This window comes from Catellatospora sp. NPDC049111 (assembly GCF_040648615.1).
GTDB lineage: Bacteria > Actinomycetota > Actinomycetes > Mycobacteriales > Micromonosporaceae > Catellatospora > Catellatospora aurea.
Genome location: NZ_JBEZEB010000021.1, coordinates 118,329 through 139,135, shown reverse-complemented (window position 1 = coordinate 139,135; position 20,807 = coordinate 118,329). Strand labels below are relative to the sequence as shown.

General features: G+C 73.2%; 19 protein-coding genes. 9 read left to right on the top strand and 10 right to left on the bottom strand.

Annotated features, from left to right (window positions below):
* The 4 genes from AB0B66_RS26025 to AB0B66_RS26010 form a co-directional block, all read left to right on the top strand.
* On the top strand, nucleotides 1-947 hold a 947-nt coding region (locus AB0B66_RS26025), incomplete at its 5' end, for a LacI family DNA-binding transcriptional regulator (RefSeq protein ID WP_360534769.1).
* Nucleotides 948-1,155: 208 nt separating this feature from the next.
* Nucleotides 1,156-3,156, top strand: a complete 2,001-nt coding sequence (locus tag AB0B66_RS26020; protein ID WP_360534767.1) for an endo-1,4-beta-xylanase — start codon at nucleotides 1,156-1,158, stop codon at nucleotides 3,154-3,156.
* Nucleotides 3,157-3,297: 141 nt separating this feature from the next.
* The gene (locus tag AB0B66_RS26015; protein ID WP_360534765.1) at nucleotides 3,298-3,753 is read left to right on the top strand and encodes a MaoC family dehydratase; all 456 of its coding nucleotides are present in this window, start codon (nucleotides 3,298-3,300) and stop codon (nucleotides 3,751-3,753) included.
* Entirely contained in the window at nucleotides 3,750-4,181 is a 432-nt protein-coding gene (locus AB0B66_RS26010) for an NUDIX domain-containing protein (protein WP_360534763.1), read from the top strand. The genes AB0B66_RS26015 and AB0B66_RS26010 overlap by 4 nt, the downstream gene beginning before the upstream one ends.
* 1 nt (nucleotide 4,182) lies before the next feature.
* On the opposite strand, the gene AB0B66_RS26005 is transcribed toward AB0B66_RS26010, so the two are convergent.
* The 5 genes from AB0B66_RS26005 to AB0B66_RS25985 form a co-directional block, all read right to left on the bottom strand.
* On the bottom strand, nucleotides 4,183-5,304 hold the full coding sequence (locus tag AB0B66_RS26005; protein WP_360534761.1) for a hypothetical protein: 1,122 nt from the start codon (nucleotides 5,302-5,304) through the stop codon (nucleotides 4,183-4,185).
* 142 nt (nucleotides 5,305-5,446) lie between these two features.
* Nucleotides 5,447-5,884, bottom strand: a complete 438-nt coding sequence (locus AB0B66_RS26000) for a hypothetical protein (RefSeq protein ID WP_360534759.1) — start codon at nucleotides 5,882-5,884, stop codon at nucleotides 5,447-5,449.
* A 324-nt stretch (nucleotides 5,885-6,208) separates the two neighbouring features.
* Nucleotides 6,209-7,093, bottom strand: coding sequence for a MauE/DoxX family redox-associated membrane protein (locus tag AB0B66_RS25995; protein WP_360534757.1), 885 nt, complete (start codon nucleotides 7,091-7,093; stop codon nucleotides 6,209-6,211).
* Between the two features lie 80 nt (nucleotides 7,094-7,173).
* On the bottom strand, nucleotides 7,174-7,776 hold the full coding sequence (locus AB0B66_RS25990; protein WP_360534755.1) for a cell wall protein: 603 nt from the start codon (nucleotides 7,774-7,776) through the stop codon (nucleotides 7,174-7,176).
* A 17-nt stretch (nucleotides 7,777-7,793) separates the two neighbouring features.
* Nucleotides 7,794-8,204, bottom strand: coding sequence for a septal ring lytic transglycosylase RlpA family protein (locus AB0B66_RS25985; protein WP_239120920.1), 411 nt, complete (start codon nucleotides 8,202-8,204; stop codon nucleotides 7,794-7,796).
* A gap of 264 nt (nucleotides 8,205-8,468) precedes the next feature.
* Between AB0B66_RS25985 and AB0B66_RS25980 the strand changes: the two genes are divergently transcribed.
* Together AB0B66_RS25980 and AB0B66_RS25975 are read left to right on the top strand one after the other, a co-directional pair.
* Complete coding sequence (locus AB0B66_RS25980) at nucleotides 8,469-9,263, top strand: hypothetical protein (RefSeq protein ID WP_360534752.1); 795 nt, start codon at nucleotides 8,469-8,471, stop codon at nucleotides 9,261-9,263.
* A gap of 4 nt (nucleotides 9,264-9,267) precedes the next feature.
* On the top strand, nucleotides 9,268-11,103 hold the full coding sequence (locus AB0B66_RS25975; protein WP_360534750.1) for a glycoside hydrolase family 15 protein: 1,836 nt from the start codon (nucleotides 9,268-9,270) through the stop codon (nucleotides 11,101-11,103).
* A gap of 83 nt (nucleotides 11,104-11,186) precedes the next feature.
* On the opposite strand, the gene AB0B66_RS25970 is transcribed toward AB0B66_RS25975, so the two are convergent.
* Entirely contained in the window at nucleotides 11,187-11,861 is a 675-nt protein-coding gene (locus AB0B66_RS25970) for a triacylglycerol lipase (RefSeq protein ID WP_360534748.1), read from the bottom strand.
* 118 nt (nucleotides 11,862-11,979) lie between these two features.
* Here AB0B66_RS25970 and AB0B66_RS25965 point away from each other — a divergent pair, with 118 nt between their 5' ends.
* The 3 genes from AB0B66_RS25965 to AB0B66_RS25955 all read left to right on the top strand — a co-directional run bounded on the left by AB0B66_RS25965 (nucleotide 11,980) and on the right by AB0B66_RS25955 (nucleotide 16,788).
* Nucleotides 11,980-14,853, top strand: a complete 2,874-nt coding sequence (locus tag AB0B66_RS25965) for an AAA family ATPase (RefSeq protein ID WP_360534746.1) — start codon at nucleotides 11,980-11,982, stop codon at nucleotides 14,851-14,853.
* 118 nt (nucleotides 14,854-14,971) lie between these two features.
* Nucleotides 14,972-16,339, top strand: a complete 1,368-nt coding sequence (locus AB0B66_RS25960) for a transaminase (protein WP_360534744.1) — start codon at nucleotides 14,972-14,974, stop codon at nucleotides 16,337-16,339.
* The gene (locus tag AB0B66_RS25955) at nucleotides 16,339-16,788 is read left to right on the top strand and encodes an Lrp/AsnC family transcriptional regulator (RefSeq protein ID WP_360534742.1); all 450 of its coding nucleotides are present in this window, start codon (nucleotides 16,339-16,341) and stop codon (nucleotides 16,786-16,788) included. Before AB0B66_RS25960 ends, AB0B66_RS25955 begins: the two co-directional genes overlap by 1 nt.
* Nucleotides 16,789-16,916: 128 nt before the next feature.
* On the opposite strand, the gene AB0B66_RS25950 is transcribed toward AB0B66_RS25955, so the two are convergent.
* From AB0B66_RS25950 to AB0B66_RS25935, 4 genes are all read right to left on the bottom strand, one after another.
* Nucleotides 16,917-17,702, bottom strand: coding sequence for a class F sortase (locus AB0B66_RS25950; protein WP_360534740.1), 786 nt, complete (start codon nucleotides 17,700-17,702; stop codon nucleotides 16,917-16,919).
* On the bottom strand, nucleotides 17,683-18,195 hold the full coding sequence (locus AB0B66_RS25945; RefSeq protein ID WP_360534738.1) for a hypothetical protein: 513 nt from the start codon (nucleotides 18,193-18,195) through the stop codon (nucleotides 17,683-17,685). Before AB0B66_RS25945 ends, AB0B66_RS25950 begins: the two co-directional genes overlap by 20 nt.
* 68 nt (nucleotides 18,196-18,263) lie before the next feature.
* A complete protein-coding gene (locus tag AB0B66_RS25940) occupies nucleotides 18,264-19,628 on the bottom strand; it encodes a VWA-like domain-containing protein (RefSeq protein WP_360534736.1) in 1,365 nt (454 codons plus the stop codon).
* Nucleotides 19,625-20,803 carry an AAA family ATPase gene (locus AB0B66_RS25935; RefSeq protein WP_360534734.1) on the bottom strand — a complete coding sequence of 393 codons (1,179 nt, stop codon included), beginning with the start codon at nucleotides 20,801-20,803 and terminating at the stop codon, nucleotides 19,625-19,627. The genes AB0B66_RS25940 and AB0B66_RS25935 overlap by 4 nt, the downstream gene beginning before the upstream one ends.
* Nucleotides 20,804-20,807: the final 4 nt, after the last annotated feature.

The following is a 20,807-nucleotide window of genomic DNA, read 5'->3' as shown; positions in this document are numbered from 1 at the left end:
TCTCGCGCGTCATCAACGGCCGCTCCGACGTCTCCCCGCAGACCCGCGAACGCGTCGAGGAACTGCTCACCCGCCACGGCTACCGCCGCCGCCCGGCCAGCATGCGAGCCAGCTCCGGACTCGTCGACCTCGTCTTCAACGACCTCGACAGCCCCTGGGCCGTCGAGATCATCCGCGGCGTCGAGGACGTCGCCCACGCCGCCGGCATCGGCACCGTCGTCTCGGCCATCCACCGCCGCTCCGCCTCGGCGAAGCAGTGGATGGACAACATGCGCGCGCGGGCGACCGAGGGCGTCATCTTCGTGGCGTCGGCATTGGAACCGCCGCTGCAGGCCGAGCTGCGCCGCCTCAACATCCCCGTCGTCATCGTCGACCCGGCCGGGGTGTCGACGATGGACGCCCCGACGATCGGCGCGACCAACTGGGCCGGCGGCCTGCGGGCCACCGAATACCTCATCGGGCTCGGCCACACCCGCATCGGCTTCATCGCCGGCCCGCCGCGCCTGATGTGCAGCCGGGCCCGGCTGGACGGTTTCCGGGCCGGCCTGGAGTCCGCCGGGCTGCCCGTCGACGACAGCCTGTTCTACCAGGGCGACTTCTACCACGAGTCGGGGTACGCGGGCGGCACCGTGCTGCTGGAGCAGGCCGACCCGCCGACCGCCATCTTCGCCTCCAGCGACCAGATGGCCCTGGGCGTCTACGAGGCCATCCGCCGCCGCGGCCTGCGCGTGGCCGACGACATCAGCGTCGTCGGCTTCGACGACCTGCCCGAGGTCCGCTGGTCGTCGCCGCCGCTGACCAGCGTCCGGCAGCCCCTCGCGGAGATGGGCATGGTCGCCGCGCGCACGCTGCTGCGTCTGGCCCAGCGCGAGAAGATCGAGAGCCCGCGCATCGAGCTGGCCACCGAGCTGGTCGTCCGCGACAGCACCGCGCCGCCGCGCTCCTGATCGCCCGCCGATAGTTTCCGGAAGTTATTGACTTCAGGCGATGGCGGGGCGCAATATGGGAGCGCTTCCATCGATGTGTGCCGTGTCCTATATCGAGTGTCCTTCACCGCCGACGTCCCCTGCCCGGACCAGACGTCGCACTGATCCACGCGGGCGAGGCTGCTTCGGGGCACGGCACTGACGCTCCGCCATCATGAGGAGGACACCCATGACGCCCCCACGCGTCCCCGTCCAGAGAGCACGCCGCCGCCTCGTCCAGCTCGCCGTGGTGGCGCTGCTGTCGGCGTTCGCGGTGCCGGTGCTGTCGGCCACGCCCGCCAGCGCCTCCGGGCCCCTGCGCACTCACGCCGCGGCCCGCGGCAAGTTCATCGGCTTCGCGGCGGCCACCAGCCCGCTGGCCAACGAGTCGGCCTACCGCACCATCGCGCAGACGGAGTTCAACCAGATCACCGCCGAGAACGCGATGAAGTGGGACGCCACGGAGTCGTCGGACAACAACTGGAACTTCAGCGGCGCGGATCAGATCGTCAACTTCGCGGTCGCCAACAACCAGCAGGTCCACGGGCACACCCTGGTCTGGCACAACCAGACCCCGGGCTGGGTGCAGGGCCTGGGCGCCAGCGCGATGCGCTCGGCGATGCAGGACCACATCTCCACGCTCGTCGGCCGCTACGCCAACAACGCGAACGTGGTGTCGTGGGACGTGGTGAACGAGGTGTTCGAGGAGAACGGCAGTTTCCGGTCCAGCTTCTGGTACAACACGCTGGGCCAGAGCTTCATCGCCGACGCGTTCCGCTACGCCCGCGCCGCCGACCCCGACGCCCGCCTGTGCATCAACGACTACAACGTCGAGGGCATCAACGCCAAGAGCACCGCGATGTACAACCTGGTCCAGTCGCTGCGGGCGCAGAACGTGCCGGTCGACTGCGTCGGCTTCCAGACCCACCTGGCCACGCAGTACGGCTTCCCGAGCGACCTGCAGCAGAACCTGCAGCGCTTCGCGGCGCTGGGCGTGCAGGTCCGGATCACCGAGGTCGACATTCGTATCGTGATGCCGCGCACCTCGGCCAAGGACACCACCCAGGCGACCTACTACAGCAACGTGATCAACGCCTGCATGGCGGTCCCCGCTTGCGCGGGCGTCACCGTCTGGGGCTTCACCGACAAGTACTCGTGGGTGCCGGACACGTTCCCCAGCGAGGGCGCGGCGCTGCTCTACGACGCGAACTACCAGCAGAAACCGGCGTACACGGCGGTGCACAACGCGCTCGACAACGGCACCACCGACACCCAGGCCCCGAGCACGCCGAGCAACCTGGCCGCCTCGGGCATCACGTCGAGCGGCGTGAACCTGTCCTGGACCGCCTCGACGGACAACGTCGGCGTGGCCGGGTACGACATCCTGCGCGCGCCGGGCACCTCCGGCGGTTCGTTCACGCAGGTCGGCACGTCGACGACCGCCTCGTTCAGCAACACCGGCCTGTCGGCGAACACGTCGTACCGCTACCAGGTCCGCGCCCGTGACGCGGCCGGAAACACCTCGGCGGTGTCCAACACCGTCACGGTCACCACGACCGACGGCGGCACCGGCGACACCCAGGCCCCGAGCACGCCGAGCAACCTGGCCGCCTCGGGCACCACGTCCAGCAGCACCAACCTGACCTGGACCGCCTCCACCGACAACGTGGCGGTCACCGGGTACGACATCCTGCGCGCGCCGGGCACCTCCGGCGGTTCGTTCACGCAGGTCGGCACGTCGACGACCGCCTCGTTCAGCAACACCGGCCTGTCGGCGAACACGTCCTACCGGTACCAGGTCCAGGCCCGGGACGCGGCCGGCAACGTCTCCGCGGTGTCGAACACCGTCACGGTCACCACGACCGGTGGCGGCACGGGTGGCGGCTGCTCGGTCACCGCGACCGTGCAGACGCAGTGGAACGGCGGCTACGTCATGCAGCCGATCACCGTCACCAACACCGGCACCTCGGCGATCACCAGCTGGACCGTGACCTTCACCCTGCCGCCGAACCACACGCTCGTCGGCCAGTGGAACGGTGTGATCACCAACAGCGGCGGCACCGCGACGGCGAAGAACGCCCCGTACAACGGCACTCTCGCCCCTGGCGCGAGCACCACGTTCGGGTTCCAGGTCGCCCGGCCCAACGGCGACAGCAGCACGGCGTACGGCTTCAGCTGCAGCACGCCGTAACCGACCACCGGGTCACGGCCGTCTCCCTTCGGGCCGTGACCCACCCTCGATGGGCTGCCCGACGGCGCGGGCAGCCCATCCCCATGTCCGGTTCACGGCGCTTTACGATCACCAGGTTCAGCCGTGATCCGGAGGTGTGCCGTGAGAGTGTTCAGTTCCGCCGCCGACCTGGCCGAGGCCGTCGGGCAGAGCATCGGGCCCGGCCCGTGGCACCCGGTCGAGCAGGCCCGGGTCGACACCTTCGCCGAGGCGACCGGCGACGACCAGTGGATCCACACCGATCCGGCGCGCGCCGCGGCGGGGCCGTTCGGCGGGACCATCGCGCACGGATACCTCACCCTGTCGCTGCTGCCTCTGCTGGTACGCGACCTGTACCGGTTCGAGGGCGCGCGGATGGTCGTCAACTACGGGCTGAACAAGGTGCGCTTCCCCGCTCCGGTGCCGGTGGGGGCCTCGGTGCGGCTGACCGCGACGCTCGCCTCCGTCGAGGAGGCCGGCGGCGGGGTGCAGGTCACCGCCCGGATGGCGATCGAGACCGACCGCTCCGCCAAGCCCTGCTGCGTCGCCGAGACGGTGACCAGGGTGTTCTTCTCGTGAAGCGGGTCGGCAAGGTCGTCGCGTACATCGTGCGCGACGGGCGGGTGGTGGTGTTCGCCCACGGCGACCACGACACGCTCGCGCTGGCCGGGCTGCAGGTGCCCGCGGGCACGATCCAGCCTGGCGAGCTGCCCGAGGACGCGGTGCTGCGCGAGGCGTACGAGGAGACCGGGCTCGCCGGCCTGCGCCTGGTCCGCTACCTGGGCGTCGGCGAGTACGACGCGCGCCCCGCACACGACGCGGTGCATGTGCGCCACTTCTACGAACTGGCCGTCGACGCCGACGAGGTCCCCGAGAGCTGGACGGCGTACGAGACCGGCGACGGCGCGCACGACCCGATCCGCTTCGACCTGCGGTGGATGCCGCTGGACCAGGCGCACGTGGTCGCGTTCGGCCAGGGCTCGCACCTCGGCCGCCTGTTCGACTGAGTCACCGGGCCGGTGCGCGCCGCCAGACGTGCAGGTCGAACTCGTCGAGGGTCACCCAGAGTCCGCCGCCGACGCCGAACGGGTGGGCCCGCACCGGGTGCGGGTAGCTGATCGGGCCCTCGCCGCCGAGCGTGACGACGTCGACGAGCCAGTGCCGTACCGGATCGTCTCCGTGGCTCACGCTTGTGGCGGCGGCCATCACCCGGTCGTCGAGGAAGCCGTGGTTCATGAGATCCCAGCGACGGTGGCCCACGTCGGCCGCGGGGTCGCCGTATGGCGACCGGTCGGCGAAGAGGATGCCGGTGACCGTGCCGTCGGGGTGCCGGTGCACGGCGAGTTCCTCGCCCGAGGCGTGGTCGATGGTGACGAACCGCCGCCCGTCGGGCGAGACGCCGACCAGCACGTATGCATCGTCGCCGAAGCGCCGTACGTCGAGGCCGCCCTGGTGCAGCCGCCCCCAGAGCAGCGGCGAGCCGTCCTGCCCCTCGCCGACGCCGAGTCCCATCACCGCCGGGTCGGGGTGGGGGACGTGATGGGAGCCCGCCGCGTAGGTGCCGGTGGCCGCGCGGGCGAGCACGCGCGCGTCGTCGGCGGCGAGCGCCAGCCAGGTTTCGCGGCTTGTTCGCGGGTCGTCGTCCTCGGGCCGGTCGTCGCCGGGTAGCGGGCCGCGCACGTGCACCCATACCGTCGTGCCGTCGTGGCCGACCCAGCTCGATCCACTGTCGGGGTAGCGATGCTCAGGATCGTCGGCGTATTCCGCGTACGACTCGTGGTAGCCCAGGCAGAGGCCTGCCCAGCAGGTATGCCGGACCTCCCAGCGCAGGCGCCCGCTCGGCTCGACGGCCCGCACGGCGTGCACCCCGGGGAATATCGCGTACGCCAGGTCGGGGCTCACCGCGACGGTCCCGCCGACGGCGCGCGGCCACGGGGTGGGGAACACCGCCGTGGGCGTCAGGTCGCCGGCACACAGCCCGCCCAGGTCGTACACGGCGAGTTCGACGTCCTTGCGCACCAGCACCAGCGGCCGACGCCCTGGGCCGGTCAGCATCCGCGGGCGATCGTCGACACCGGGCTCTCCCGGCACCCGCACGGCCCCGACCAGCTCTGCCACCACACCGCTCACGCCGGACATGATCGCAGGACGGTGGGACATCGGGGGAGTCCGCTCCGGCCACGGCGGACGACCGCAGCTGCTGTCCACACGGGCCGTCGAGGCGGTGCGGCGGAGGTCGGCGTGGTCGGTCCCGGCCGAGGCCGCCCGGCGGTCACTCCCAGTCGAGGCCGAGGAGCAGGTCGAGGAAGTCGGCGAGGCGCCGCGGGCCGCGGCAGACCAGCCGGTGCGCGACGTCGTCGCAGGCCCAGCGGGCTTCGAAGCCGCGCCAGGTGGTGCCCGCGCTGACCCGCACCCGAAACGGGCCGAGGTTGATCCGGGCGATCTGCCGCTCCAGGCTGTCCTCGTCGAAGCCGAGCACGGAGTGCAGCTGGATCTCGGTGGTGCCGCGCCGGTGAACCGTGAAGCGCTGGGTGGCGGTGCTGATCCGGCTTTCCGGATCGGCCACCCAGGTGGCGGGCAGCTGGGGCAGGCCCGGCCAGGTGTCGGCGGGGCGCCTGCCCCGCCCGGCCAGCAGCGTGGCGGCGGTCGACAGGCCCGTCGCGGCGTGACGCAGCGCGGAGGCCTGGAGCTGGGGGACGCTAGCGAGCACGGTGACTCCCGGAGGTCGCGGCGTACGCGACTCGGGGTGGGGAGCGCGACGCGGTGATGCGGCGGGGGTGGTCGCCGCGAGAGCCCGACGCTGCGCTCGTGCCTACAGTTCACACCACCGAACCTCGCCCCACCCCCGGAAGCCCACCCTTCGGGAAAACGGATTCCACGCCGGACCGTCGGGCGGCAGCCCGCGAAGATCGCTGTTACGGGACAAAATCCGAGGTCAGGCCCCAGGTTTCGTCCCGAAACAGCGATCTTCGCCTGCGCGCGCCGAGCACGGCGCCGCACGTGGGGTGCGGCCGCGGTGCGAGCGAGCTGGGAGTCAGGCGGCGACTGGGGCGGCGGACGGGCGAACCCAGTCCGGTTCGGGGGCGTCGGGTGGGGACTGGCGGGCGAGCAGGACCTGGCCGGTGGGCTCGTCGACCAGGACCACCCGCACGGCGGCGGGCTGGTAGCGCAGGCGGGGGACGGCGTAGACCGCCGACGCCTGCTGCCCGGCGTGCCGGGCGGTGAAGACCAGGATGCGCCACTCGTCGTCGTCCCAGTGTTCGCGCAGGTCGGAGGTGAGCAGGGCGGCGGTCTCCCGCCACACCGGGCTGCGGTGCAGCTGGTCCATCGTGGAGTCCAGTGGGACCTCGAACCCGCCCGCGGTCAGCGGCCGGGTGATCCGTACCTTGAGCTGGCGCAGCGGGTCGAGCCAGTGCCGGTCCAGTTCGGGGGAGAGGGCGACCAGCAGGGCCGCCTCGGCCAGCAGCAGTCCCACGGCCGGCAGCGGCCGGGTCCGCAGCACGTCGGTCCAGCCCGTGGTCGCGGGCAGGGCGAGCAGGCTCGCTGCCAGCAGGGCGGCGGTGCGGGCGAAGGCGCGCCAGCGGACCGGGGTGCGGGTCGCGGACAGGCAGCCGCAGGACGACTCGGGTGCGGCGATCCGGGCGTAGGCCAGGTAGCCGGTGAAGCCGAGCGACAGCGCCGCGGCGGTCAGCGCCTCGGCGGGCAGCGCGGGCGGGGCCAGCAGGACCAGCGCGAGGGCCGCCTCCACCGCGCCGACCAGCCGGTACGCGGGCAGTGCGCGGGTGTCGCCGACGAGCTGGGCCAGCGCGCTGCGGCCGGCTGCCGTGGCCGCGTGCGGGGAGAGCAGCTTGAGCCGGGCAGACCAGAGCAGCACGAGGCCGAGCAGCAGCGGCTGCAGCGGCGCGATCCACGAGATCATCGATCCTCCGGGGTGTCGAAGGGTGCCGTAGGGGAACGGGCGGACGCCGGGGGTCGGGGCGTCCGCCCGGGTTGGCGGTGTCAGGCGTTCGCGTACACGGTCGCGATCTCGACCTCGTTGGTGTCGGGCACCCAGGCGCCGATGACCTGGACGTGCTTGCCGACGCGCAGCAGGGACATGTCGGCCACGGCCGGGGTGTCGTTGTAGCGGGCCGCCGACGTGCCGGGCACCAGGTGCCCGACGATGCGCTTGCCCTTGTGGTCCAGGTGCAGCACGTTGCGGCCGATGGCGGCGATGTGGGCGTGCACGTTGACGATGTTCACCCACACCGAGTCGGCGGCCAGCGTGCCGTCGGGCAGGCGCAGGCCGCGGGCGTACAGGCCGTCGCCGACGGCGACCTGGTCGAAGGTGGTGGGACGCAGCTTCCAGATGCTGGTGCCGCCGGTGATCCGGATGCGCCACAGCGCCATGTCGGAGCCGGTGACGAACAGCATCCCGGCGCCGATGCCGGTGATGCGGCCCTCGGCGAAGTCGGGGTCGGGTGCGCCGGGCTCGACGGCCTGCTCGCCGGCGGCGAAGGCGGCCTCCGGTGCGAGCGAGCCGAGCGCGGTCGCGCCGGCCAGGGCGGCGCTGCCGACGACGGCTGAGGTGAGCAGGCGGCGACGGTCGAGAGTCTCGGTCATGTCGGTTCCTTCCCGGCTCAGACGGTGTCGACGCTGCAGGGCAGCAGGCCGGCGGAGAGGCTGCCGATCTGGCTGAACGCGGCGGGGGTGAGGTCGACGATGCGGTTGGTTCCGCACACCGAGCCGCAGCAGGCGCGCTCGCCGCACCACAGATCGGTCTGCGGGCCGCAGTCGGCGATCGTGGTGCCGACGCGCTTTCCGTTGCAGCGGTTGGTGGTGTAGTGCCGGAAGCCGCAGCCGCGGCGGGTCATGCTGACGCCGCAGGCGTCCGGCCGGGTGATGTTGAAACAGGCGGCCGAGGCGTTCGGCCAGGCGTGCTGGTAGCTCCCGCTGTTGCAGGTGCCGCACGCGCCGTGCCCGGCGGTGCCGCACGGACCCCAGGAGTTGCCGCAGCAGAACCAGGACATCGTTCCGGTGAGGGCAGCCACTGTCCGCCTCCTTTCGTGGTGGGGGGTGTTTACCAGGAGGAGCGGCGATGGGCCCATCGACGTTTGTCGAATATCATGGCGGCGGAGAGCTTCGCGGTCAATCCATACACTGAAATCTTTCTTCATTTGGTGAATCGGTGCGAGCGGCTGCCGCACCCGGGAGGTTTCGCCGCCGCCGTCACGTTCGGCACCGGGCAGGGGCCCCCGCGCGCCGCCTTGCGGCGACCGGCCACGGCCCGCCGACTATGGGCGTACGCTGCATTAATGGACGCGACGCGGGCGGGCGTCGGCAGCGACCCGCTGGCCCATATCAATGTCTCCCGGCTCCGGTCTGATCTGCAGGCGGTGCAGGCGCTCGGTACCACCTCGGGCGCGATGCGGGCGTGCGCCGTGAGCGCGGACATCCGGCAGGCCTATGGGACGGCCCTGCGCGCCCGCGACGAGGCGGCGGCCTACCTGCACGGCAACCGGGACTGGACCACCGAGGACCTGGCCGAGATGATCTGCGGCCACCGGGCCGACGAGCGGCGGGTGCGCCTGATCGCCGAGTGGTCGACCGCCCCGCAGCACCTGTACGACGCCGGGCACGAGCTGCTGCACCGCCAGCAGCTGGCCAGCGAGCTGCGCGACCTGCTGTCGGAGGCGCGCGCCACCGCGGTGCACCACCTGCGCGACGCCGAGCTGATGCTGCCGGCCGACCCGCTGACCCGGGTCGCCAAGGCCACCGACATGGTGCGGTTCAGCAGCTATCACCTGGACGTGGTGGCGGCCAACCGCAACCTGTACGCGGCCAACCTGGTCGTGCACCACGAGTGGGACCTCGGCGAGATCGCGGAGCTGGCCGACGCCGAGCCCGACGCGATCGAGAACGCGTTCGAGGCGGCCCGCACCAACCCGCCGTCGGACGCCGACTCCCGCTCGGTGCGCGAGCTGGCCGCGATCGCGGCGGCCATCGCCGCCCGCCGCAACCACTGGGAGTCGGCGCGACAGGAGGCCGTGGCCGAGTGCCTGGCCGCGGGCGTCGACCCGGAGCTGGTCGCCGCGCATTCCGGGAGCTGAGCCGATGAGCGGCGTGCCGATCGCCGACCATGCCCTGCTGTCGGACTGCCACACCGCGGCGCTGGTCACCCGGCACGGCTCGGTCGACTGGCTGTGCTGCCCGCGCTTCGACAGCCCGTCGGTCTTCGGCCGGCTGCTCGACGACGACGCCGGCCACTGGTCGATCCGGCCGCTCGGCCCGTTCACCGCCACCCGGCGCTACCTGGACCAGACGCTGGTGCTGGAGACGACCTTCCACACCCCGACCGGCACGCTCGCGGTCACCGACGCGATGGCGGTCGGCCCGAACGAGCACCCACACGGCCACTCCCTGGGCGTCGGCGCGCCGCACATGCTGGTGCGTGGGGTGAGCTGCCGCGACGGCGACGTCGCGATGCGCCTGCGGTTCGAGCCGCGCGCCGAGTACGGCCTGCTGCGCCCGCTGATGTCGCACGTGCCGGGCGGGCTGAACGTGCGCGGCGGTCCCGAGTGGCTGATGCTCTCCAGCCCGATGGAGCTCACCTGTGCGGAGAGCACCGCGTACGGGGAGGTCACGCTGCGCGTCGGCGATGAGCTGTGGTTCGCCCTGCACCGCTCGACGTGGGGACTGGAACCGGCCCGGATCTGGGACCAGGACGAGATCGCCGACTGGATGACGGTCACCGTGCAGTCCTGGCGGGCCTGGTCGAAGCTGCACCAGAACTACGAGGGCCCCTGGCGCGACCTGGTGCACCACAGCGGCCGGGTGCTGCAGGGGCTGACCTTCCGGCCCAGCGGCGCGATCGTCGCCGCGCCGACCACGTCGCTGCCGGAGAGCGTCGGCGGCGAGCGCAACTGGGACTACCGCTTCGCGTGGGTGCGCGATGCCAGCTTCACCATGGAGGCGCTGTGGGTCGCCGCGTGCCCGGACGAGGTCGGTGACTTCTTCACCTTCATGACGACGGCGGCGGCGGGCGCGATCGGCCCCGACTACCCGCTGCAGATCATGTTCGGCGTCAACGGCGAGCACGACCTGACCGAGCGCACCCTGCCCCACCTGCGCGGCTGGCGCGACAGCCGCCCGGTGCGGGTCGGCAACGGGGCCTGGAACCAGCACCAGATCGACGTGTACGGCGAGCTGCTCGGCGCGGCCCACCTGCTCGCCGACAAGCTCTCCGAGATCGACGACGACATCCGCGCGTTCCTGGTGGCGCTGGCCGACACGGCCGTGGTCCGCTGCCGCGAGCCCGACCACGGCATCTGGGAGGTGCGCGGCGAGCCCCGGCACTTCGTCTACTCGAAGGTGATGTGCTGGGTGGCCCTGGACCGGGCGATCGCCCTGGCCGACCGGCTGCGGGCGGCCGACCGGGTGCCGGCCTGGTCCGCGGCCCGCGACGAGGTCCGCGAGCGGGTGCTGCGCGACGGCTGGAGTGAATCCGCCGGAGCGTTCACGCAGTACTTCGGCTCCGCCGACCTCGACGCGTCCTGCCTGATGATGCCGATCGTGGGCTTCCTGCCCGCCGACGACCCGCGCATGCTCGCCACCATCGACGCGATCGCCGACCGCCTGACCGACGAGCGCGGCCTGGTCTACCGCTACCGCACCGAGGGCGGCGTCGACGGCCTGGCCGGCGACGAGGGCACCTTCCTGCTCTGCACCTTCTGGCTGGCCCACGCCCTGGCCGAGGCCGGCCGCGTCAACCGCGCCACCGAGGTCTTCGAACGCGCGATCGCCTATGTCAACGACGTGGGTCTGCTCGCCGAGGAAGTCGACCCCGACACCGGCGAACTGCTCGGCAACTTCCCCCAGGCCTTCAGCCACATCGGCCTCGTCAACGCCGCCTGGGCCATCACCCGCGCCCAGCACCGCGCCGCCCTCTGACGAAGCAAGGGCACCTTCTTATCGGTTTCCGTAGAGCAAGGGCACCTTCTTACCGAGAGGGTGCCCTTGAGCTGGGGCGGAGGTCAGGATTTGAGGAAGGTGCGGACCTTGAGGGAGACGGGGTCGCTGACCAGGAGCCAGGCGTGCTCGATGCAGCCGACGTTGGTGTTGGTCGCCCCGGCCAGGATCGTGCTCTGGTCGGGGTTGATGAACTCGTCGCAGCTGGACCAGAAGGTCTGGTAGCGCACGCCGCCCGGCGTCTCGTCCCCGGCGTTGAGGTCGCGCAGGAAGGAGCTGTCCGGGGCCATCTCCGCGCAGGAGGTGATCAGCCACGAGCAGATCGGGGTCAGGTTGGTGCCGTGGTTGGGCCCGCCGAGCGACACCCACTGGTCCACGTACGACGTGCCGCCGAGGAACTTCAGGTACCACCGGGAGTTCAGGCTGCCCATGGAGTGCGCGACGATGTCGACCTTCGCCGCGCCGGTCTGCGCGCGCACCGAGTCGACCAGGGAACGCAGCTGCACGGCGGTGGTCTTGTTGGACTGCGTGATGTCGTACGACATCGCGAACAGCCGCCCGCCGCTCCATCCGTCGGCCTTGAAGTCGGCGATCATGTCGTTCCAGTTCCAGGCCCCGCCCTTGTAGCCGTGCACGAAGATGACCGGATCGCGTTCGGCGGCCTGGGCCGGCGACGGCGCGACCACGACCATGGCGAGCACCGCGCACAGTGCGCTGAGCACTCCGGCTGACTTTCGCATCTGTCCTCCTCGATGGGATTGAGTGGGACAGAGCGTGCGCGATGTCGTACGTGCTTCGCATCCGTGAAACAACGCATCGGTCTTTCGCGGAACGTTAACTTGTGAGTAACTTCTGGGCGTGGTCCCGCTCACGCCGTTGCACGGCCGCGACAGTGCGCTGCTCTCGCTGACGTCCATGCTGGACGCCGCGCGGGCCGGGCACGGCGGCGCGCTGCTGGTGCGCGGCGAGCCCGGCCTGGGCAAGACCGCACTGCTCCGCTACGCCATGGGCGAGGCCGACGGTTTCCTCGTCCTGCCCGGCTGTGGAGTCGAGCCCGAGGCGGACCTGCCCTATGCCGGCCTGCACCGGCTGCTGCGCCCGGTCGCCCGGCGACTGCCGGAGCTGTCCGAGCTGTCCGCGCGGCAGGCCGAGGCGCTGCGCCGGGTGCTCGACGGCGAGGTGGACGAACCCGGCGACCGGGCCGTACTGCTGCCCGCGGCGCTGCTCGCCCTGCTGGCGGTGCTCGCCCGGGACGCGCCGGTGCTGGTGTGCGTGGACGACGTCGACCTGCTCGACGCGCCGTCGCGGGAAGCGCTGGCCTTCGCCGCCCGGCGGCTCGGAGGCATCGGGGCGTCCTGGTCGGCCGCCAGTGGCGTCGCTTCGGTCGCGGATGCCGTTTCGTCCGGTGGCGGCACTGCCGGCGGGCCAGGCACGGGCCGTGACAGTGCGCGTGACGCGGGTGAGGCCGTCGTCATCCTGCTCAGTTGCGGTGACGACGAGGCCCTGCCGCCACCCGGGCTGCCGGTGCTCACCCTGTCCGCGCTGGACGACGCCGCGTGCGCCGAGGTGGTCGGGCAGGTCGCGCCGGTCGCCGTCGCCGAGGGCGTACGCCTGCGCCTGGCCGCCGCCGCCGCGGGCAACCCGCAGGCGGTCACCGAGCTGGTCGCCGCGCTCGCCCCGGACCAGCTGGGCGGGGTCCGCCCGCTGCCGGATCCGCTGCCGCCCTGCACCAGGCTGCAGCACGCGCACCTGCGCCAGGTGCGGGCGCTGCCGGAGCAGACCCGTCGGCTGCTGCTGATCGCCGCGGCAGGGGACGAGATGGACGCGAACCTGCTGGTGCGGGCCGCCGACGAAGCAGGCCTGGACCTGGCCGCGCTGGAACCGGCCGAGTCCGCCGGGCTGGTGCGGGTCGGGCCCGCGGGTGTGGAGTTCCGCCATCCCCAACTGCGGGCGGCGATCTACCAGACCGCGCCGCTGGCCCGCCGCCGCGCCGCGCACGCCCTGCTGGCCCGGCTGCTCGACGAGGCCCGCCACCCGCTGCGCCGGGCCTGGCACCGGGCCGCGGCCGGGCTGGCCCCCGACCATGAGCTGGCCGAGGAGCTGGAGTCGGCGGCCGCGTCCGCGCGCCACCGCGGCGGCTATGCGACCGCGTCGGCGGCCTACGAGCGCGCGGCCGAGCTGAGCACCGGAGACGACGGTGCCAAGGCGCGGCGGCTGGCCGCGGCGGCCCGCGACGCCTGGCACGCGGGCCGCTCCGCGCGCGCCCGCGACCTGCTCGACCGCGCCCTGCCCGCGGCCCCGGGGGCGGCCGCGCGCGGCGAGCTGGAACTGCTGCGCGGCGACATCGACCTGCGCGACGGCCGGGCCAGCGACGCCTACGAGGCCCTGCTGACGGCTGCGCACCGGCTCGCCCCCATCGATCCGGAGCTGGCCGTCCGGGCCATGATGCGGGCGGGTGAGGCGGGCGTGTACGCCGGTGACCATCGCCGCTTCCTGCAAGTCGCCGCGCTGGCGGCACCGCTGCGCGGGGCGGCCTGCTCACCGCAGGCCACGGTGATGCTGGACTACCTGGAGGCGCTGTCGGCGATCTTCCTGGGACGGTTCGGGGCGGCGCTGGCCCCGCTGCGCGCGGTGCTGGACGGCGCGCCGCGCATCGACGACCCGTCGGCGCTGATCTGGGCGAGCATCGCCGCGCTGATCCTCGGCGACAACGCCCAGGGCCGGGTGATGGCGGCACGCGCGGTCGCGCTGGCCCGCGGGCGCGGCGCGCTGACCATGGTGCCCAAGGCGCTGGAGTTCAGCGCGTACGCCGAGTTCTGGACCGGGCGGCATGCCGCCGCGACCGCCAATGCGCTGGAGGGCCTGCGCGCCGCGACCGAGACCGGCCAGGGCAACGGCGCCTGCCACCACCTGGCCGCGCTGGCCCTGCTCGACGCGATCCACGGCGACGAGCAGACCTGCCGCCTGCGCGCCCGCACCGCCCTGGACCGGGCCGGCCTGTACGGCCTCGGCCTGCCCGCCGCCCTCAGCACCTGGGCGCTGGCCTTCCTGGACCTGTCCCTGGGCCGCCACGCCGACGCGGCGGGCCGCCTGCGCGGGCTGGCCCGAGCCGGACCCGGCCAGGGCCACATGGCGGTGGCGGCGCTGTCGGTGCCGACCTACGTGGAGGCCGCGGTGCGCACCGGGGCGTCAGACGCGGCCCGCGCCGCGTTCACCACGTTCGAACCGTGGGCCGACAGCACCAGCAGCCCCGACAACCTCGCGCTGGCCGCGCGCTGCCGCGCCCTGCTCAGCGAGGGCGGCGAGGCCGAAGAGCACTTCCGCGCGGCCCTGCAGCTGCACGCCGTCGGCGACCGCGCCTTCGAACGGGCCCGCACCGAACTGCTGTACGGCGCGCTGCTGCGCCGCCGCCGCAAACGCGCCGAGGCCCGCACCGAGCTGCGCAGCGCCCTGGAGTCGTTCGAACGCCTGCACGCCGACCGCTGGGCCGAGTGGACCCGCGCCGAACTGCGTGCCACCGGCGAATCCGCCCGCCCGCGCCCGACCGAACCCGACGGCGAACTCACCCCGCAGCAACGCCAGATCGCCCGCCTCGCCGCGCAGGGTGCCACCAACCGCGAGATCGCCGCGCAGCTGTTCCTCAGCCCCCGCACCGTCGAACACCACCTCGGCAACATCTTCACCAGACTCGGCGTCCGCTCCCGCGTCGAACTAGCCAACCTCCTCCCCTGACCGAAGGAAGGGCACCTTCTTATCGGTATGCGTAGAGGAAGGGCACCTTCCTAACACCAGCTTTGAAAATTGAAGCCGAGCCGTCATTCAGCTTTGGAAATCGTGTTACGGTGCGCCCATGACCACCATTGATCGTAGTCGGGTGACCGCCCTGGTGGAGCGGGAACGGGCCGCCTACCGCGCCGGGCACCCCGGGTCGCTGCGCGTGCACGAGCAGGCCGGGCACCTGTTCGGGCGGGTGCCGATGACGTGGATGAGCAAGTGGGCGGGCGGCTTCCCGCTCGCGTACGCCACCGCGCACGGCAACCGGATCACCGATGTGGACGGCCACACCTACCTCGACTTCGCGCTCGGCGACACCGGGGCCATGGCCGGGCACAGCCCGCGGGCCACGGTCGCCGCCGTGCACCGGCGCATCGCCGTCGACGGCGGCATCACCACCATGCTGCCCACCGAGGACGCCGAGTGGGTCGGCGCGGAGCTCACCCGCCGCTTCGGCCCGCCGCGCTGGTCGTTCACGCTGTCGGCCACCGACGCCAACCGCTGGGCGGCGCGCCTGGCCCGCCTGGTCACCGGGAAACCGAAACTGCTGGTCTTCTCGTACTGCTACCACGGCTCCGTCGACGAGACGTTCGTCGTGGTCGGACCGGACGGCCGGGCGAGCAGCCGTCCGGGCAACGTCGCCCCCGCCGTCGACCCGACGCAGACCACCCGCGTCGCCGAGTGGAACGACCTGGCCGCGGTCGAACGCGAACTCGCCCACGGCGACGTCGCCGCGATCCTGGCCGAGCCCGCCCTCACCAACATCGGCATCGTGCTGCCCGAACCCGGTTTCCTGGCCGGGCTGCGCGAGCTGGCCACCCGGTACGGCGCGCTGCTGATGATCGACGAGACGCACACGATCTCGGCCGGTCCCGGCGGCATGACCGCCCGCGACGGGCTGCGCCCGGACGTGTTCGTCATCGGCAAGTCGCTGGGCGGCGGCATCCCGTGCGGGGCGTACGGCCTCACCGAGGAGGTCGCCGACCGGGTGCACCGGATCACCGCCACCGGCAGCGCGGACATCGTCGACGTCGGCGGCGTGGGCGGCACGCTGGCCGGCAACGCGCTGTCGCTGGCCGCGATGCGGGCCACGCTGGACGAGGTGCTCACCGACGACGCGTTCGCGCACATGATCCGACTCGCCGGGGACTACACCGAGGACGTGCGGCGCATCCTGGACACCGCCGACGTGCCGTGGTCGGTCACCCAACTCGGCGCGCGGGCGGAGTACCGGTTCACCAGGCCCGCTCCGCGTTCCGGCGGCGAGTCCGCGGCGGCCGCCGACGACCTGCTCGACGAGTACATGCACCTGTACACGCTCAACCGCGGCATCCTCATGACGCCGTTCCACAACATGGCGCTGATGTGTCCGGACACCACCGACGCCGACATCGCCCGGCACACCGAGGTGTTCGAGCAGGCCGTGGCGGAGCTGGTCGGCTGATGGACCTCGACGCGACCGACAAGGCGCTGATCCGGCGGCTGCAGGTGGACGGGCGGGCGTCGTACACCGACCTGGGGTTGGAGGTCGGGCTGAGCGGGCCGGCCGTGCGCCAGCGCATCCAGCGCCTCACCGACGCCGGGGTCATGCAGATCGCCGCGGTCACCGACCCGCTGAAGACGGGGCGGCCCGTGATGGCGCTGCTCGGCATCCGCGTCGACCGGGACGCCGGCGCGGTCGCCGCGGCGCTCGGCGAGCTCGACGCCGTGGTCTACCTGGTCGCCACGGCCGGTTCGTTCGACCTGTTCGCCGAGGTCGTCTGCGCGACCATGGCCGACCTGTCCGCCCTGGTCAACGACCACATCCGCCCGGTCCCCGGGGTGGCCGCCATCGAGTCCTTCCCGTACTTCGGCATCCACGTCCACCGCTTCACCTGGGGCGTCCCCGACTGACCCGGCCGCCCCGCCGCAGCGGCTCGCTTGCGCCGCTGCGTCCCGCTTCCGTCGCGTCGATCATGAAGTTGGGGGAGCGACACGCCGTCGAACACGTCCCTAGGTTCATGATCAACCCAGAAAGGGGGTCAGCCGGCGCGGGTTTTGGTGAGGGTGGCGAAGACGACGATGTTGTTGAGGTAGTTGCGGTCGGTGCGGTCGTAGGGGGGGCCGCAGGTGACGAGGCGTAGGCCCATGTCGTCGGTGGCGCCGTAGACGCGGTGGGCGGGGAACTCGTCCTTGGGGAACGACTTGACGACGTCGACGGTGAAGGTGGCCGAGGAGCCGTCGAGGCGCTGGACCTCGATCTTCGTGCCGGGTTTCAGGGAGCCCAGCTGGAAGAACACGGCGGGGCCGCTGGTACGGGTGTCGACGTGCCCGACGATGACCGCGTTGCCGCGTTCGCCGGGGCTGGGGCCGTAGCGGTACCAGCCGGTCAGGTCCGGGTGTTTGAGTTCGGGCACCTGCAGGCTGCCGTCGACGTTGGTGCCGACGGTGACCACGACCGCGTCCACCTTGATCGACGGGATCTTCACCCGCACCGGCGCGGACCGGTCCAGCGGCCGGATGCCGCGGGCGTCGGGCCGCCGGTCGGTGTCGACGAGCTGGTAGCGCCCCGAGGCGTCGTCGGTGGGCTGGGGCGGCCCGGCCGGGGTGATCAGGAACGCGGCGGCGATCAGCCCGATCCCGGCGAGCGCCGCGCCCACCAGTAGCAGCACCGCCCTGCGTCCGGTGCGCCCGGCGGTGCGGTGCCGGCCGCGCGGGGCCAGGATCGCGGCCGTGGGCACCGGCTCGGCCGTGGACCTCACCTCGACCGCGGGTCCGACCTCGATCGCGGGTTCGGACTCGGCCGGTTCAGGCGCAGTGGTGGCCACGGTACCTCCGGCCGCGGACCAGCAGCACGACGCCGCCCAGCCCGGACAGGGCCAGCAGGCCGGAGCCCGCGCCGAGCAACGCCCGGCTGGGGCCGTCGGAGGTGGACCCGCCGCCGCCCGCGGGGGCGCCGGTCGGCGAGACGACCAGCGTGCCCGCGCCCGTCTCGCCGTCACTGCACGTGACGTTGAGCTGGTACGTGCCCGGCAGCGTCGTCGACGGCACGGTGAGCTCGGCGTTGTACGCGCCCGGCCCGCCGTCGGTGTATGGGTTCAGCGTGATCTCGGACGGCCCGCCGATCGTCGTGGTGCTCACCGAGGCGGAGACCGCCCCCGCGCCGCAGTACGCGGCGAGCGTGAACCGGCCGCCCGGGGCGACGGCGGACGGGTTGACGGTGACGTCGGCCGCGGCGAGCGCCACCGACGGCGAGACCAGCGTCGCGGCGGCGACGCCGATGGCTGCGGACAGGGCCGCACGCCGAAGAGACGTACCCATGGCTGCTTCCTTCCCCGAGATCCGAAGATCTGCTGGGTATTACAAAAGCACCCTTTCTCGGACGCAGCTCACGTTTTGCCGGAAGTCATGATGATCGGGATGGCTTCGATCCAGGATGGAGGCTTGGGCGCGTCCGCCCCGACCAGCCCGGCGATGATCCGGGTCCGCGACAGCGCCGCGTCCGGCCATGGCGTGTACCCGTCGGTCAGCACGATCACGAAGTGCGGCGGCTCCGGCACGGCCAGCGCCGCGCTGATGCCGACCCGCATGTCGGTGCCGCCGCCGCCGGCCAGCACGACCTCGCCGACCGTGGACACCCGCCGCGCGGCGTGTACGTCGGCGTCGCAGGCCAGCACGGCGACCCGGTTGCCGCGTACGCCCACCGCCCGCAGCACCCCGCCGACCTCGGCCAGCACCGCGGCCAGGTCGTCCTCCGACATGGAGCCGGAGGTGTCGATGACGATCGCGACCCGGGGCAGCGGCCGCCGCAGGCTCGGCAGCACCACACCGGGCAGCGCGGCCCCGCGCCGCGACGGCCGCCGGTAGGTGTAGTCGACCGCGCCGCCCGCCCAGGCCGCCGCCTCGCGCACCGCTCCGGCGAGGGCCTGCCGCCAGTCGATCGTCGGTTCGAGCACCTGCTCGGCCCAGCGCTGCCAACCCGCGGGCACGGTGCCGCGCCCGCGTACGTGTTGGCGCACCGACTGCGCGGTCTGCCGCCGGATCGCGTCGGCCTCCACGCCGCGCACAGTCGGCGCGCCTGCCTCGGAGAGGTCCCACGGCGAAGGGTGGCCGTGCGCGCCCGAGCCGCAGTCGACGGGCGGGCAGTCGCACCCCGCCCCGCCGCCCGCGCCCCGGCCCGCGCCACCCGCCGCCGCGGCGCCGGCGCACTGTCCACGGCAGGGCGGGGAGGCGGGCAGCGACGGCAGGTACTGCTCGAACAACTGGCCGGTGGGCAGGCCGTACAGGTCGGGGTGGATGCGGCCCTCGGGCAGCGGCAGTCCGTCGGCGACCAGGTCGTCGTTGATCTCGCAGTCCTGGGCGAGGTTGACCCGGTGGTGGTCGGCGCGCAGGTCGGCGGCCAGCCGGTCGCCCCGGCCGTGGTGGTCGCGCAGCAGGTGCGCCACCTCGTGGATCCACACCCCGGCGAGCTGCTCGACGGGCGTGCGCTCGACGAACGCGGGGGACACGTAGCAGCGCCAGTGCCGGTCCACGCCCATCGTCGGCACCTGGTCGCTGGGCACCACGGTCAGGCTGTACAGCGCGCTGGCCAGGTACGGCCGCTCGCCCGCGGCCCGGAACCGGGCAGCCAGCAGCTTCGCCCGGTCGAGCGGCACGGTCCGGGCGGGCCGCCCGGCGTCGGCGTCCCGTCCGGCGGGCACCGCCTCGTCCATGGGCTGCCCGGTCCGCGCCGGGCCCGGGGCGGGCGTGTTCATCGTGCGGCCGGCAGCATGCCCGACAGGCTCAGCACCTCGACGAACGCGTCGATTTCGGCCGGCACCGGCCAGTCGGTGTCACGCAGCGCGGCCAGGTCCAGGGCGGCGCGGGCGGCGACGTCGGGCACCCCGGCGTCGACGGCCTTGGCCAGCACCACCCAGCCCGCGTCCCAGCGCTGGTGGGTGGTGCGCGCCTGCACCGCCGAGACCACCGCGGTGAGGAACGCCAGCTGCCGGTCGCCCCGGTCGGGCAGCGCGAACGCCTTCGGATCGGCCAGCACCCGCTCCGGGTCGGGCAGGTCCAGCTCCTCCAGGTACGTGCCGAACTCCAGCCCGGCGCCGTCGCCGACCGCGCCGACCAGCGCGGTGGTCAGCGCGTCCCGGCCGGTGTCGGTGGCCAGGTGGAACGCCAGCAGCCGCAGCGCCATCTCCCAGCTGCGCGGCGACGGCCACGCCCCGCCCCGGCTGTCGGCGTCGCCGGGCAGGTGGTGCACCAGGCCCGGCCGGGCGGTCAGGAAGCCCGCCACGGTGCCCCGGGCGCGGGCTACCGCCCCGGCCATCCGCGCCGGGTGCACCGTCGGCACGGTGATCGCGGGCCAGGTTCCGGCCAGGCCGCGGGCGACCACACGCGGGTCGTGTGTCCAGTGCAGGTGCACGAAGCGGTTGGCCAGCGGCGGGCTCAGGTGCCAGCCGTCGGCGGCGCTGGACGGCGGGTTCGCCGCGGCGACGATCCGGATCGCGGGCGGCAGCTCCAGGCTGCCGACCCGCCGCTCCAGCACCACCCGCAGCAGCGCGGCCTGCACCGCGGGCGGCGCGGACGACAGCTCGTCGAAGAACAGCAGGCCCTGCCCGCTGCGCGCGAGCCGCACCGCCCAGTCCGGCGGGGCCATCGGCACCCCGTCGGCGGCCGGATCGTCGCCGACGATCGGCAGGCCGGAGAAGTCCGACGGCTCGTGCACGCTGGCGATCACCGTCTCCAGCGGCACCCCGAGCCCGGCCGCGAGCTGCTGCAGCGACGCGGACTTGCCGATGCCCGGCTCGCCCCACAGCAGCACCGGCAGGTTCGCCGACACCGCCAGGGCCAGCGCCTCGACCCGCGGGTCGGTCACCGGCTCGCTGCGCCACGCCCGGGTCGCGGCGATCAGTTCGTCCGCCGTACGCAAAGCCTCGCTCATGCGT

Coding starts and splice junctions, on each gene's coding strand:
- AB0B66_RS26020 (WP_360534767.1), top strand. CDS start 1,156: ATGACGCCCCCACGCGTCCCCGTCCAGAGAGCACGCCGCCGCCTCGTC.
- AB0B66_RS25995 (WP_360534757.1), bottom strand. CDS start 7,093: ATGATCTCGTGGATCGCGCCGCTGCAGCCGCTGCTGCTCGGCCTCGTG.
- AB0B66_RS25990 (WP_360534755.1), bottom strand. CDS start 7,776: ATGACCGAGACTCTCGACCGTCGCCGCCTGCTCACCTCAGCCGTCGTC.
- AB0B66_RS25980 (WP_360534752.1), top strand. CDS start 8,469: ATGGACGCGACGCGGGCGGGCGTCGGCAGCGACCCGCTGGCCCATATC.
- AB0B66_RS25975 (WP_360534750.1), top strand. CDS start 9,268: ATGAGCGGCGTGCCGATCGCCGACCATGCCCTGCTGTCGGACTGCCAC.
- AB0B66_RS25970 (WP_360534748.1), bottom strand. CDS start 11,861: ATGCGAAAGTCAGCCGGAGTGCTCAGCGCACTGTGCGCGGTGCTCGCC.
- AB0B66_RS25960 (WP_360534744.1), top strand. CDS start 14,972: ATGACCACCATTGATCGTAGTCGGGTGACCGCCCTGGTGGAGCGGGAA.
- AB0B66_RS25955 (WP_360534742.1), top strand. CDS start 16,339: ATGGACCTCGACGCGACCGACAAGGCGCTGATCCGGCGGCTGCAGGTG.
- AB0B66_RS25945 (WP_360534738.1), bottom strand. CDS start 18,195: ATGGGTACGTCTCTTCGGCGTGCGGCCCTGTCCGCAGCCATCGGCGTC.
- AB0B66_RS25940 (WP_360534736.1), bottom strand. CDS start 19,628: ATGAACACGCCCGCCCCGGGCCCGGCGCGGACCGGGCAGCCCATGGAC.
- AB0B66_RS25935 (WP_360534734.1), bottom strand. CDS start 20,803: ATGAGCGAGGCTTTGCGTACGGCGGACGAACTGATCGCCGCGACCCGG.